General features: G+C 74.3%; 13 protein-coding genes. 8 read left to right on the plus strand and 5 right to left on the minus strand.

The features are described from left to right. The first annotated feature begins 198 nt into the window (after positions 1-198). The 3 genes from IF19_RS0115395 to IF19_RS0115405 all read left to right on the plus strand — a co-directional run bounded on the left by IF19_RS0115395 (position 199) and on the right by IF19_RS0115405 (position 3,413). On the plus strand, positions 199-888 hold the full coding sequence (locus tag IF19_RS0115395; protein WP_078580636.1) for a FadR/GntR family transcriptional regulator: 690 nt from the start codon (positions 199-201) through the stop codon (positions 886-888). Between the two features lie 252 nt (positions 889-1,140). Then, positions 1,141-2,610 carry an ethanolamine permease gene (gene eat / locus IF19_RS0115400; protein WP_030112377.1) on the plus strand — a complete coding sequence of 490 codons (1,470 nt, stop codon included), beginning with the start codon at positions 1,141-1,143 and terminating at the stop codon, positions 2,608-2,610. A gap of 56 nt (positions 2,611-2,666) precedes the next feature. Further along, positions 2,667-3,413 carry a gamma-glutamyl-gamma-aminobutyrate hydrolase family protein gene (locus IF19_RS0115405; RefSeq protein ID WP_030112378.1) on the plus strand — a complete coding sequence of 249 codons (747 nt, stop codon included), beginning with the start codon at positions 2,667-2,669 and terminating at the stop codon, positions 3,411-3,413. Here IF19_RS0115405 and IF19_RS0115410 read toward each other — a convergent pair. From IF19_RS0115410 to IF19_RS0115420, 3 genes are all read right to left on the minus strand, one after another. Further along, on the minus strand, positions 3,319-4,083 hold the full coding sequence (locus IF19_RS0115410) for a hypothetical protein (RefSeq protein ID WP_030112379.1): 765 nt from the start codon (positions 4,081-4,083) through the stop codon (positions 3,319-3,321). The two genes, IF19_RS0115405 and IF19_RS0115410, sit on opposite strands and share 95 nt — an antisense overlap. A gap of 100 nt (positions 4,084-4,183) precedes the next feature. Further along, positions 4,184-4,765: a TerD family protein gene (locus tag IF19_RS0115415; RefSeq protein WP_030112380.1), complete on the minus strand. Its 582-nt coding sequence runs from the start codon at positions 4,763-4,765 to the stop codon at positions 4,184-4,186. 64 nt (positions 4,766-4,829) lie between these two features. After that, entirely contained in the window at positions 4,830-5,405 is a 576-nt protein-coding gene (locus tag IF19_RS0115420; RefSeq protein ID WP_030112381.1) for a TerD family protein, read from the minus strand. Between the two features lie 326 nt (positions 5,406-5,731). Between IF19_RS0115420 and IF19_RS0115425 the strand changes: the two genes are divergently transcribed. From IF19_RS0115425 to IF19_RS0115440, 4 genes are all read left to right on the plus strand, one after another. Continuing rightward, complete coding sequence (locus IF19_RS0115425; protein WP_030112382.1) at positions 5,732-6,163, plus strand: BlaI/MecI/CopY family transcriptional regulator; 432 nt, start codon at positions 5,732-5,734, stop codon at positions 6,161-6,163. Between the two features lie 2 nt (positions 6,164-6,165). Further along, a complete protein-coding gene (locus IF19_RS0115430) occupies positions 6,166-7,101 on the plus strand; it encodes a M56 family metallopeptidase (protein WP_030112383.1) in 936 nt (311 codons plus the stop codon). A 524-nt stretch (positions 7,102-7,625) separates the two neighbouring features. Continuing rightward, on the plus strand, positions 7,626-9,047 hold the full coding sequence (locus IF19_RS0115435; protein ID WP_030112384.1) for a hemolysin family protein: 1,422 nt from the start codon (positions 7,626-7,628) through the stop codon (positions 9,045-9,047). Further along, positions 9,044-10,078 (plus strand): hemolysin family protein, encoded by a 1,035-nt coding sequence (locus IF19_RS0115440; protein WP_030112385.1) that lies wholly within the window; start codon positions 9,044-9,046, stop codon positions 10,076-10,078. Before IF19_RS0115435 ends, IF19_RS0115440 begins: the two co-directional genes overlap by 4 nt. 48 nt (positions 10,079-10,126) lie before the next feature. On the opposite strand, the gene IF19_RS0115445 is transcribed toward IF19_RS0115440, so the two are convergent. Then, positions 10,127-10,342 carry a twin-arginine translocase TatA/TatE family subunit gene (locus IF19_RS0115445; protein WP_030112386.1) on the minus strand — a complete coding sequence of 72 codons (216 nt, stop codon included), beginning with the start codon at positions 10,340-10,342 and terminating at the stop codon, positions 10,127-10,129. A 318-nt stretch (positions 10,343-10,660) separates the two neighbouring features. Further along, the gene (locus tag IF19_RS0115450) at positions 10,661-12,046 is read right to left on the minus strand and encodes a geranylgeranyl reductase family protein (RefSeq protein WP_030112387.1); all 1,386 of its coding nucleotides are present in this window, start codon (positions 12,044-12,046) and stop codon (positions 10,661-10,663) included. 142 nt (positions 12,047-12,188) lie between these two features. On the opposite strand from IF19_RS0115450, the gene IF19_RS0115455 reads away from it, so the two are divergent. After that, on the plus strand, positions 12,189-13,556 hold the full coding sequence (locus tag IF19_RS0115455; RefSeq protein WP_030112388.1) for a hypothetical protein: 1,368 nt from the start codon (positions 12,189-12,191) through the stop codon (positions 13,554-13,556). The last annotated feature ends 11 nt before the right edge of the window (positions 13,557-13,567 follow it).

The raw sequence follows: 13,567 nt of genomic DNA on the forward strand, positions 1-13,567 counted from the left end.
AGCCTCCTTGGGGGAACCGGGAGGCATAAGGTATGACAGAGAACCATTGCTTGGGAAGGGGATCCGCCCGTGGTGACGAGGGGAAGAGCGCACGGCACCCGTCCGGCGGCAGCGGCGGCCGGACGGGCGGCGGACGGCGCCGAGGAGGAAGCCGCGGAGACGGCCGCGGGTGGCGCCGCTGCCGGTCCGCTCGACTCCGTGCTGCGGCCCGTCCGGGCCGGCAACGGCTTCGAGGAGGCGCTGGAGCAGATCCTCCAACTGCTGCGCCTCGGTCTCGTCCCGCCCGGCGAACGGCTCCCCTCCGAACGCGAGTTGTCCCAGCAGCTGCGCATCAGCAGGGTCACCCTGCGCGAGGCCCTCAAGGTCCTCCAGGACCAGGGCATGGTCGAGAGCCGCCGGGGGCGCTACGGCGGCACCTTCGTCCTGCCGCGCACCGCGTCCCCCGACGGCACCGGTGAACTGCGCCGCCGCATCGCCGCCGTCGACGTGGAGGACACCCTGCGCTTCCGCGAGGTGCTGGAGGCCGGGGCGGCCGGTCTGTGCGCCGAAGGGCTGACCGGTGACGAGGAGGCCCGGCTGCGGGGAGCGCTCGACGCCACACGGGGCGCCCGGCTGGAGGACTACCGCCGCCGGGACACCCTGCTCCACCTCACCCTCGCCGAACTCTCCGGCTCCCGTACGCTCGCCGCGCAGTACGCCGCCGTCCGGGCCACCCTCAACGAACTCCTCGACTGCATCCCGCTGCTGGTGCGCAACCTGGAGCACTCCCAGCAGCAGCACGCGGCCGTCGTCGAGGCGGTGCTCGACCGCGACGCGGACGCGGCGCGCGAGATGATGCGCGAACACTGCGGCGGCACCGCCGCCCTGCTGCGCGGCTTCCTCGCGTGAGCCGCACACCCCGGGCCCGTGTCCCCGGCGGAGCCTTCGGCGCCGGACCCCGCGGCCCCTGCCCCGCCCCGTTACCGGTGCCTCCGGCCCGGCGGTCCCGCCGCTCCGCCGGGCGGCCCGGCGAGGCGAATCCGTAACCGCTCTTTAACGCACGCCCCTTGCCATTCCCGCAGCCGTTCCACAAAGGTGTGCCGACGAACCTTTGATCGAAGCAGTTCCGACGATGCCGTTCACCCACATCTGGAGCGCCTCATGGCTCAGGGAACCGAAACACCCGCCGGCCCACCCGGGGACGCGAGCCCGGGAGCGTCCGGCACGGACGCGTACCTCCACCGCAGGACCCTGCGCCGGGGCAGCGCCGGCTGGCTCCTGCTGACCGGCCTCGGCGTCGCCTACGTGGTCTCCGGCGACTTCTCCGGCTGGAACATCGGCCTGTCCAAGGGCGGCTTCGGCGGGCTCGCCGCGGCCATGGTCCTCATGGGCGTCATGTACGCCTGCCTGGTCTTCGCCCTGGCCGAACTCTCCGCGATCCTGCCCACGGCGGGCGGCGGCTACGGCTTCGCGCGGCGTGCGCTCGGCACCTGGGGCGGCTTCCTGACGGGGACGGCGATCCTCATCGAGTACATCCTCGCCCCCGCCGCCATCTCCCTCTTCATCGGCGACTACGTCGAATCGCTCGGCCTGTTCGGACTCACCTCCGGCTGGCCGGTCTACCTCGCCTGCTTCGCGGTCTTCATCGGCATCCACCTCTGGGGCGTCGGCGAGGCGCTCCGCTTCAGCCTGGTGGTCACCGCCATCGCCGTGGCCGCGCTGCTGATCTTCGCCGTCGGCGCGTTCACCGAGTTCGACGCGGGCCGCCTGAACGACATCCCGGCCGACGCCTCGGCCTTCGGCTCCTCCTCCTGGCTGCCGTTCGGCCTCCTCGGCATCTGGGCCGCCTTTCCCTTCGGCATGTGGTTCTTCCTCGGCGTGGAAGGCGTACCGCTCGCCGCGGAGGAGGCGAAGGACCCGGTCCGCTCGATGCCGAAGGCCCTGGCCATCTCGCTCGCCGTCCTGGTCTTCCTCGCCCTCATCACCTTCGTCTCCGCCACCGGCGCCCAGGGCGCCGACGCCATCAAGGAGGCCGGCAACCCGCTCGTGGTGGCCCTCCAGGGCGACGGCGAACCCACCGCCCTGAGCCGCTTCGTCAACTACGCGGGCCTCGCCGGTCTGGTGGCCTCCTTCTTCTCGCTGATCTTCGCCGGCTCCCGCCAGTTGTTCGCGCTCTCCCGGGCCGGCTATCTGCCCCGCTTCCTGTCGCTGACCAACCGCCGCAAGTCCCCCTACCTCGGCCTGCTGATCCCCGGCGCCATCGGCTTCACGCTCGCCGCGTGGAGCGGCAACGGCGGCCGCATGCTGAACGTCGCCGTCTTCGGCGCCACCATCAGCTACGCCCTGATGGCCCTCTCCCACATGGTGCTGCGCCGCCGCGAACCCGGGCTGCCGCGCCCCTACCGCACCCCCGGCGGCGCGCTGACCTCGTCCGTGGCCTTCGTCCTGGCATGCTCGGCGCTGGTGGCGACCTTCCTGGTCGACCGCGACGCGGCGTTCATCGCCCTCGCCGTGTACGCGGTGGCGCTGGCCTACTTCGCCCTCTACAGCCGCCACCGGCTGGTCGCGGGAGCGCCGGAGGAGGAGTTCGCCGCCCTCGCGGCGGCCGAGGCCGAACTCGCCCGCGACTGACCCCCGTACCCCCGCCGGCCGCGGCCGGTCCACGATCCACCCGAGGAGCCCGTTCCATGTCCCGGCCCGTCATCGGCATCAGCACCTACCAGGACCAGGCCCGCTGGGGGGTGTGGGAGATGCCGGCGGTGCTGCTGCCCGCCGGCTACCCCCGCCTCGTGCGCGCGGCGGGCGGACTGGCGGTGCTGCTGCCGCCCGACGACGCCGAGGACGCGGCCCGGGACACCGTCGCCGCCCTGGACGGCCTGGTGATCGCCGGGGGAGCGGATGTGGAACCGGCCAGGTACGGGGCGGTCGCCGACCCCCGCACCGGCCCGCCGGCCCGTGAACGCGACGCCTGGGAACTGGCGTTGATCAGGGCGGCCGTCGAGCAGGAGGTCCCTCTGCTCGGCATCTGCCGGGGCATGCAGCTGCTGAACGTCGCCCTCGGCGGCACCCTCGTCCAGCACCTGGAGGACCACACCGGCGGTCTCGGCGTCTTCGGCAGCCATCCGGTGGTCCCGGTGCCCGGCACCGCGTACGCGGACGCCGTACCGGAGACCGCCATGGTGCCCGCCTACCACCACCAGGCCGTCGACCGCCTCGGCGGCGGCCTGGTGGCCTCCGCCCACGCCCCGGACGGGACGGTGGAGGCCGTGGAACTGCCCGGCCGCGCGAGCCTGGTGCTCGGCGTCCAGTGGCATCCGGAGATGGGCGAGGACACCCGGGTCATGGCCGCCCTGGTGCGGGCGGCCGGGGAGCGGTCCCGGAGCCCTCGAACCCCGGCCCGGAGAAGTCCGGCCCCGCGAACGCCGGTGAGCTGAACCGGGACCCGCCGGCGTCGCCCGCGTCCGGCGCGGGCGACGCCGCCCCGGCCAGCTCCTGGAGCAGGAACGGCCGGATGCCCCGGTCGCGCAGCGCCCCGAGCCACACCTCCCGGGCCCGGTCGAGAGCGGGGGAGAGGGAGGCGTCGGGGAGGTCCGGAACCGCGTCGGCCGCCGCCTGCCTCGCCGCCGTCCGGTAGAGGGCGGCCACGCTGACCAGAGCCGTGGCCGCCGCGATCCCCAGGCTCAGCCACCCGACGCCCACGAGGGTGTCCGCCAGGGCGGGCAGGGCCTCGGCGAGCCGCAGCCCGTACCCGAGGACCAGGAAGGTCGCGGCGGCCACCGCGGCGAGCACCGGCGTCAGCACCCCGAGGACCGCGAGCACCCCGGCCCCCGGCCGCTCCTGGTCGCCCGGCCCGGAGAGCGGTGAGGCCCCGGCCGCCCGCGATCCGCCGCGCGCCTGCCGGCGCAGGGCCGTGTACCGCCGGTACTCCACGTCGGCCGCGTGCGCGACCCGGGCGACGGCCGCCAGGCCCCGGACGCGCAACCGGTCGCCGGGGACGCCCGAACGCTCCAGCAGGCGCTGGATCTGAGGGGAGGCGATCACCTCGTCGAGAGCGCTCGCGTAGTCCGGTCTGTCCTCGTCCCCGAGCCGGAAGGGTCTGCCCATGCTGGTGTCCTCGGTCAAGTGGGGCGGTGGTCGTTCGTGTACGACGGCGCGGGGTCGCGCACGTGGAGCGTGCGCGACCCCACCGGGAGCCGGGTGACCGTCAGAGGTGCGGCGCGATCGCGGGCATGAGGTCCTGGAAGGTCCGCCCGTCCGCCGCCGCGCCGATCGCGGCCATCTGCCAGCCCGAACCGGTCCGCTGGACCTTGGCCATGATCTGGGCGGTGTTCCGCCCGCCGCCGGTCAGGGTGTAGCGGGCCAGCTCCTGGCCGGTGGTCTCGTCGACCAGCCGGCAGAAGGCGGCCTCGACCTCCTCGAAGGTCTGGCCGGTGAACGAGTTCACCGTGAAGACGATCTGGTCGACATGGGCCGGCACGCGCCGCAGGTCGACGACGATGGACTCGTCGTCGCCGCCCTCTCCCGCGCCGCCCACCCGGTTGTCCCCGGTGTGCCGGACCGAGCCGTCGTCGCTGATCAGGTGCTGGAAGAAGACCACGTCCTGCGGGTCGCGCCCCGCGAAGAGCACCGCCGAGGCGTCCAGGTCGATCTCCCGGGCGGTCAGCCGGGCCAGGAACCCCTTGCGGGGAGCGGACTTCCAGCCGAGCCCCATCCGTACGACGTCGAGCTCGCCGCCGCCGGACTTGGTGAGGCTGACCTGCTGGCCCTTGGTGAGGTTGATCGTCATCGTTCCGCCTTCGGTGGCTGGGTGCTGCCTGGGTGCCTGGGGTGGTGTCGGTGGGGCGCGCGGCTCAGAGGCTGACGCCGAAGTCGGCGACGATGCCGCTCAGCCCGGATGCGTAACCCTGCCCGACCGCGCGGAACTTCCACTCCGCGCCGTGCCGGTACAGCTCGCCGAAGACCATCGCCGTTTCGGTCGAGGCGTCCTCGCTGAGGTCGTAGCGGGCGATCTCCGCGCCGCCCGCCTGGTTGACCACGCGGATGTACGCGTTGCGCACCTGGCCGAAGCTCTGGCCCCGCCCCTCCGCCTCGTGGATCGAGACCGGGAACACGATCTTCGCCACGTCGGCGGGGACCGCGGCCAGGTCGACCTTGACGGTCTCGTCGTCGCCGTCGCCCTCGCCGGTGAGGTTGTCGCCGGTGTGCTCGACCGAACCGTCGGGGCTCTTGAGGTTGTTGTAGAAGACGAAGTGCTGGTTGGACCGGACCTTGCCCGCCTCGTCGCAGAGCAGCGCGCTCGCGTCGAGGTCGTAGTCGGCGCCGGTGGTGGTGCGGACGTCCCAGCCGAGACCGACGAGGACCGCGGTCAGGCCGGGGGCCTCCTTGCTCAGCGAGACGTTCCCGCCCTTGGCGAGGCTCACGCCCATGATCTTCTCCCTTGTGCGACGACGTGCGATGACATGCGATGACGGGTGTTCACGCGGTCGCGGCCACGACCCGGGTGACGGCGCGACCGCGAGCCGCGGCCGTGGGGAAAATCTACAGCACTGTAGATTTGCGGTGCCAGGAGGCGAGCGCGCGGACACCGGGCGGAGAGGGCCGGTGCGGTCCGCGGACGGCCCGGGCGGGCGCGGCCGGGTGTGCCGTTCGCGCCGGCCGGTCGCCCTCGGCTCCGGCGGCTGGATACGATGCGCCGATGCCCGGTCGGCGTGACGCCGCGGCCGGGCGGCCGAACGGAGAAAGGGGCCGTGCCGTGGACGCCGAGGGAGTCGGTGGCGAGGGGGAGACGCCTGCCCGCAGGCGCGGCCAGGGCGAGTTGGAGGCCCGGGTGCTGTCGGTGCTGGGCGGGGCGAGCGAACCGGTGACCGCCGCCTGGGTGCTGGAGCGGCTCGACGCCGGCCTCTCGTACAGCACCGTCATCACCATCCTGACGCGGCTGCACGCCAAACAGGCCGTCTCGCGCACCGGGAGGGGCCGCCCCGTGCTGTGGGAGCCCGTGGCGAACGAGGCCGGGCTCGCCGCCCTGCGGATGCGCCGCCTCCTCGACAAGCAGAGCGACCGGGACGCGGTGCTCTCCAGCTTCGTCTCCGTTCTCTCCTCGCACGACGAGGAGCTGCTGCGGACCCTTCTCGCCGAGAGCGGCCCCGACGCCCCCGGCACCACCCCGGACCGGCCGGAGCGCTGACGATGGGCGTCTTCGTCTACCTGCCGCTCGTACTGCCCCTGACCGCGCTGCCCATCGCGCGCCTGGCGGAGCAGCATCTGCATCCCCGCAGAGCCGCCCGGCTGCTGACCACCGTCGCCGTGATCCTCGCCACCTGCAGCCTGGTCTGCCTCGGACTGCTGGTGGTCGTGGGCACGGCCCAACTGCCCGGCAACCCGCTGCCCGACGGCTGGTCCGACGACGAGGTCCGCGAGGCCGTGCCGCACGACGCGTTCGCGGGCAAGGCGTCCATCGTCGCGCTCGTCGTCGTCGCGGCCGCCTGCGGGTACACCGTCCACCGCCACTACCGCTTCCGGGCCCGCGCCCACCGCGCGCTCGCGGGTCTGCGCGGCGACGGCGACGTCGCCGTCCTGCCCGACGACGTCCCGTACGCCTACGCCCTGCCCGGCTCCCCCGGGCGGGTGATGGTCTCCACGGCCATGCTCGCCTCCCTCGAACCGGCCGAGCACCGGGCGCTGTTCGCCCACGAGCGGGCGCACCTGGCCGGACGTCACCACCGGCTGCTGCTCGCGACCCGGCTGGCCGGCTGCGTCAACCCCCTGCTGTGGCCGCTGCTCGCGGCCCTCGTCTACAGCACCGAACGCTGGGCCGACGAGGAGGCCGCCCGGGTCACCGGCGACCGACGGCTCACCGCCCGCGCGGTCGGCAAGGCGGCACTGGTCGCCCGCCCGGTACCCGGCGGCCCGGCCTTCGCCTCCTTCGCGGCGGCGGGACCGGTGCCGCGCAGGGTGGCGGCCCTCCTGGGCCCGGTGCCGCCGGACCGGGGCTGGCCCCCGGCCCTCACCCCGGCCGGCGCGGCCGCGTTCGTCGCCGCGGCCGGGACGACCGTCTCGGCGCTGTCCGCGCTGAACGCGGCCGTCGCCCTGTTCCTCGTCCTGGAGGCGGCGACCCCGCTGTAGGCCGCGACGCCGCTGTGAGCCGCGACGCCGCTGTGGGCCGCGACGCCGCTGTAGGTCGCGACGTCCGCCTCCTTCTTCTTCGGTGCGCACCGCGTCGAACCCCGCCTGTCTACAGGGCTGTAGAGTTCATCAGCCGCAGAGTGCGGAGCCCCCGCCGCCACGGCGCGGGGCCGGGGCGCGGAGCGCGGAGGACGGCGTGGGCACGGACGGCCGGGCACGGCGGGCCGCTCCGGCACGCCGCGATGACGGCAGCCGCGACGGGCCGGACACCGGGACACGGCGCCCGACGGCCGCCCGGCGGGGAGGAACCCACCGGGCCCGTCGGCCGGACACGCGCCTCCCCGCCCGGAGCGGACACCCGTTCTCCGCCCGTCCGGCATGCAGAATCGAACCCATGGCTGGAGAACCCAGCCGGACAGGAGCCACGCGTTGTCCGTCAGTCCGTGCCCTTCGGGGCCCTGCCGACATCCTCACCGCCATCGAACCCCGGCCCCGGTGCGGGCCCCGCGCGGGGCGGGTGAACGATGACCTCCGCCCTGCTCGGGCTGCTGGCGGTGTTCGTCCTCACCGCCGGGACCGGCTACTTCGTGGCCCAGGAGTTCGCGTACGTCTCCGCCGACCGGCTCACCCTCGCCCGGGAGGCGGCCGCCGGCGACAAGCGGGCCGCCCGCGCCGTGAACGTACTGGAGCGCCTCTCCTTCATGCTGTCCGGCGCGCAGCTCGGCATCACCGTCACCGGGCTCGTCGTCGGCTTCCTCGCCGAACCGTCCGTCTCGACCCTCCTGCGGCCCGCCCTGAACGCCACGGGACTCCCCGACGGCGCTATCTCGGGCATCTCCGTGGTGCTCTCCTTCGTGCTGGCGACCGTCATCCAGATGGTGCTCGGCGAACTCGCCCCCAAGAACCTGGCCCTCGCCGTGCCCGAGTCCATGGCGAAGTCGCTGGCCGCCTCCACCCTGGTCTACCTGCGGATCGTCGGCCCCGTCGTCCACGTCTTCGACAGCGCCGCCAACCGGCTGCTGCGCCGCATCGGCATCGAACCGGTCGAGGAGCTGCACCACGGCGCGACCCTGGAGGAGCTGGGCCACCTGGTCGGGGAGTCCCACGAGCAGGGTGAACTCCCGGCCGCGACGGCAGAACTCATGGACCACGCGCTGGAGTTCTCCGAGCGGACCCTGGGCGAGGTGATGGTGCCGCGCGCCGACGTCACGTTCGTCCGCCGGGACGCCCTCGCCACCGAGGCCGTCGCACTGATCGCCCGCCACGGCCACTCCACCTACCCGGTGCTCGGCGACCACCCCGACGACCCCGCCGGCGTCCTCGGCGTACGGGAGCTGATGCGGCTGCCCGCCGCCGACATCGGGAGCACCACCGTGGGCTCCCTGGCCCGCCGCCCCCTGCTGCTGCCCGAACTGCTCAAGCTTCCGGCCGCTGTCGCGCAGATGCGGGAGCGCGACGACGAGTTCGCCGTCGTCCTGGACGAGCACGGCGGTCTCGCCGGGATCGTCACCTACGAGGACATCGCCGAGGAGCTCGTCGGCGACATCGCCGACGAGTCGGACACCGTCGTCGAGACCGCGGTGGCCGACGGCTCCGGCTGGATCGTGGACGCGGGCCGCCGCCTCGACGAGATCGAGGAGGCCACGGGCGTCCACCTGCCCCAGGAGAGCGACGACTACGACACGCTGGCCGGACTGATCATCGACCGGCTCGGCCGCTTCCCCACCGTGGGCGACCGGCTCACCGTGGACGGGGTCGGTATGGAAGTCCGCTCCCTGGACCGGCACGTCGCCGAGTACGTACGCGTCGAACACACCGACCGCCCCGAACGCACCAGTCGTGCCGAACACACCGACAGCCCCGAGCGCACCGGTGGTCCCGGGCACGCGGGGCCGACCGAGCACACCGACCGGACCGGTCGCACCGGACAGGAGCCGCAGGCATGAGCTTCCCCATGGCGCTCTTCGTCACCGTCCTGCTCCTCATCGGGAGCGGCTTCTTCGTCGCCGCCGAATTCGCCCTGGTCGCCTCCAAGCGCCACCGGATGGAACAGGCGGCCGCCCGCGGGCAGCGCGGGGCCAAGGCGGCGCTCGCCGGGATGCGCGAGCTGTCGTTGATGCTCGCGGGGGCGCAGCTCGGCATCACCGTCTGCACCCTGGGCCTGGGTTCCGTGTCCAAGCCCGCCATCTCGCACGAACTGGACCCGCTGCTGGAGCGGCTCGGGCTGCCCGCGGCCGTCAGCTACGGCGTCGCGTTCGCGCTGGCGATGATCGTCGTGGTCTTCCTGCACATGGTGGTCGGCGAGATGGCCCCGAAGTCCTGGGCCATCGCCCATCCGGAACGTTCGGCGATGCTGCTGAGCCCGGCCTTCCGGGCCCTCGTGCGCGCCGTACGCCCGCTGATCCGCGTGCTGAACGCGGTGAGCAACTCCCTCGTACGGCTCTGCCGGGTCACCCCGCGCGACGAGCTCACCTCGGTGCACAACCGCGACCAGCTCACCCACCTGATCGAGGAGTCCGCACGCCTCGGACTGATCAGCAAGGGCGACTCAGGGCTGATGACGAGGTCGCTGACCGAACCGGCGACCCCGGTCTCCGCGCTCCGGATCCCCGTGGAGCGGATCGTGACGGTCCCGGCGGACGCCGGACTCGACAGCATCCTGGCCACCGCGGCGGACGCCGACCGCACCCGCCTGCTCGTACGGGACGGGGAGGAGGTCCTCGGCTCGGTGCACGCCCGGGACGCGCTCGTGGCCCGCGCCGGCGGCCGGGACGTCCTCGCCCGCTCCCTGGCCCGCCCGGTCCCGGAGCTGACTCCTGACGCGACCGTGGCACACGCCGTGGAGCAACTGCGCGAACGGCGGGCCACGATCGCCGTCGTCCGCGACGGAGAGGGCCGGCTCGCGGGGCTGGTCAGCCTGGACGACCTGCTCGCCCGGCTGCTGCACCCGCAGGCCCCTCCCGGGCCGACCGCGTAGGCGGGCCCCGGCCGCGGCACCCGGCCGGGGCGCCTCATCGCACGGTGTTCAGGCGTCTTGGCCCGGCCGCTCGGCCGTCTCCCCGCGGATCACCCGGGGGGACGGCCGGTCCGGTCCGCCGTCCTCGTCCTTGAGCGCCCGCTTTTCGGCCTTGAGGATGCGGGCGGCCTTCCCGGCCGACCGCGTGAGTTCGGGCAGCCGCTTCACGGCCAGCACCGCCACGATCACCAGCAGGAGGATGGTGAGTTCGCCGATCCCGAACATGGTCACTGCTTTCTCTGGGGTGGAGCGGACGCCGAGACGGCCCGTCCTTGGAAGCGGCCGGGCCCCCTCAATCTACAGGGCTGTAGAGCGGCCCTTCGCGAGATCCCCGACACGTCTTGGGCCTCAACCCCCGGGCCTCAGCCGGGCGGTGGCGTGCGGGAGACGGTCCCACCAGTGGCCGTAGCGCCGGTGTACCTCCGGCCGGGCGCCCGGCGTGGATCGCGATCGCCCGCCGCACCCCCTCGGCGGCGTCCAGCGCTTCGCGTTTCAGCCGGAGCGCGGCCCGGGCGCGGTGGCGGCGCGCCCGGGCCGACCCCCTCACCGCTTTCCGGGACGGCCCCGCCGACGGCCGGGGCGGGGCGCCGGGACCAGGCGGAACGCCGTGTTGAGCACATGGTCGGCCACATCGCGCGAGGGCTTGTCCGTGAGATCGGTGAGCAGCCGGGCCAGCAGATCGAGGAGGAACGGCGAGCCCATGACGTACCGGTTCAGCACCGGCTGGAAGCCCGCACGGCTGAAGACCAGGTCGGCGGCGGTGTTGCCCAGACGGTAGTAGCGGCCCCAGCGGCGGTTCATCTCCACCGGGTAGCCGCGCAGCACCTGTTCGCGGCGCGGCCCCTCCGGGTGGGCCAGAGCGAGGGCCGCGCTCTCGGCGGCCACCTCGCCCGCCTCCATCGCCTGCGCGATGCCCTCGCCGTTCCACGGGCTGACCATCCCGCCGGAGTCGCCGACCAGCAACAGCCCCCGGGCGTACAGCGGATGGCGGTTGAAGCCGAGCGGCAGGGCGGCGCTGCGCACCGGGCCCTCCGCGTTCTCCTCGCGCAGCCCCCACTCCCGCGGGGTGCGGGCCAGCCACTGGTCCAGCGTCGCGCGCAGGTCCGCCTTGCCGTGCCGCCGGTGGGGCAGCGCCCCCAGCCCGACGTTGACCCGGCCGTCGCCCATCGGGAAGATCCAGCCGTACCCGGGGAGATACGGGCCGCCGTCCGGGAAGCGGAGGTCCGCCCACAGCTCCAGGTACTCCTCCCGCGAGCGCTCGGGGCTGCGGTAGTACCGCCGGGCGGCGGTGGCGATCTGCCGCCCGGGGTCCCGCTCCAGCCCCAGCGCCAGGGCGAGGCGGGCGGACGCCCCGTCGGCCGCGACGACGACCGGGGCGCGGAAGTCGAACGTACCGGAGACGTCCGGGGAGTCGGAGGACGCGGCGACCCCCGTGACCCGGCCCGCCCGGTCGGTCAGCGGCCGTTCCGCCTTCCAGCCGCTGTACAGCCGGGCCCCGGCCGCCACGGCGTGCCGGGCCAGGATGTCGTCGAAGTCGTGCCGGCTGCGGGAGAGCCCGAAGTCCGGATAGCGGCCCAGCGCGGGCCACTCGATGTGCACCCGGTGCTTTCCGGCCACCCAGCGCATCCCGCGCGAACGCGTCCAGCCCGGCGCGGAGACGTCCACGCCCATCCGGATCAACTGGTGCACCGCTCGGGGGGTGAGGCCGTCGCCGCACACCTTCTCCCGGGGGAAGCGGGCCTTCTCCAGAAGGATCACGTCCACGCCGGCGCGCGCCAGGTGGTACGCGGCCGAGGAGCCGGCCGGCCCGGCCCCCACCACGATCACCTGGGCGTCCTCGCCGGTACGGGGGACGTCGCGCGGGTCCGCCTCCGTGTGCGTATCCGTGTTCGTGTCCGTCGTCCCCGGGGTGGTGGGCAGTTCCCGCATGACAAGCCTTTCGTCCGACGGCCGGTGCACCTGCCGGGGCACAGGAGCCCCGGCCGACATCATCGATCAGTACGGGCCGGGGCGGTACAGGGCCCGGGAAAACCCCGGGCGACCGAGGGAACCGGCCGCCTACGCTCCCTTGGTGACCACCCCGCCGGATGCCGCCCTCCACGCCGCGCTCGACCGCGCCGACGCCGCACTGCTCGCCAGGCTGTCGGCCACCCGCGCCTGTCCTTCGGACCTGCTCGGCCGCATGGTGCGGCACCCCGCGCCCCGGATACGCCACCTGGGCCTCACGCTCCTCGCCGAACGCCTGGACGAGCCCGGCAGCGGGCCGGGCAACGCTCCTGGGCCCCGGCGCGGCGAACCCGGGCCCGGGGGCGGGGCCACGGAAGATCGCGAGTCCGGACAGGTCGACAGGTTGACACGCCTGTTGCCGGATTCCCCGGGGAGTTCGCCGGAGGAGTCGTTGCTCCTCGCCCGCCTCCACGCCCGGATCGCCGTACGCCGCCCGGCTCACCAGCTCCCCGACTGGCGCGCGGGCCGCCTGCCCGTCCGGGTGCGGATCGCGTGGCTGCGGGCCGAACTCCTCGGCGATCCGGCCGTCCTCCGTACGGAACCGGTGGGCGAGCTCCTCTACCGTGCCGTGCGCGAGTGCCGGGCCGCCGACGCGCACCGGCCCGACCGCCTGGTGGCCGAGCTGGTCGACACCGGGGACCCCGTCCTGCGGATCGAGGCGCTGCGGCTGGCCCGCGACGGGCTGCACGCGGGGCTGCTCGCACCGGCGTTCGTCCGCGGCAGGCTGCTCCACCTGGTGGACGCGCCCGACCACGACGTGGTGACCGGCGCCCTGCACGCGCTCGCGGAGCCCTGGGCGGCGGTGACGCCCGTGGCCCAGGCCGAGCTGACCCGGGTGGTGGAGCGGGCGGAGGAAGACGGGGGCCGGGACGGGAGCGGGTACGAGGGCCCGGGCGGGAACGGGAAGAGGCGCTCGGGTGATCCGGCCGCGTCGGTGGCGGCCGCGCTCGTCGTCGCGGCGCGGCACGGGCATCCCGCGGTGCTCTGGTCCGTGGCGAAGAATCCGGCCGCGGCGCCCGCTCCGCGTCGCCGCGCCGTGGAGCTGCTGGGCGAACGGGCGGAACGCACCGACATCCGACGCCTGGTGGAGCTGGCCGCCACGGATCCGCTGCTCCTCGCCGGGCCCGCGCTGGCCTGTCTGCGCGCCCTGCACCGGCGCGGCCCCTTCCCGGCGGAACGGGACGCCGGGCCCCTGCTCGCCCTGGCGCTGGCCGACCACACGCTTCCGGCGCAGGACGTCGCCACGGTCCTCTACACCTGCCGCCACCGGATGCCTGACCGGCCGCCGCCGAGGCAGACCGTCCCGGATGCCGCCCGGGTTCCGCTCGGACGGCATCCGGCAGGAGTACGAACCGGGCGAACGCGCCTTGTCTTCGGCCGCATATGCGTATCGGGTATGCCGTTGTATCTCCGGTCCGGACCAGGTTATTGACGGCTCTTCCG

The sequence above is a fragment of the Streptomyces californicus genome (assembly GCF_000717645.1).
GTDB classification, from domain to species: Bacteria; Actinomycetota; Actinomycetes; order Streptomycetales; family Streptomycetaceae; genus Streptomyces; species Streptomyces californicus.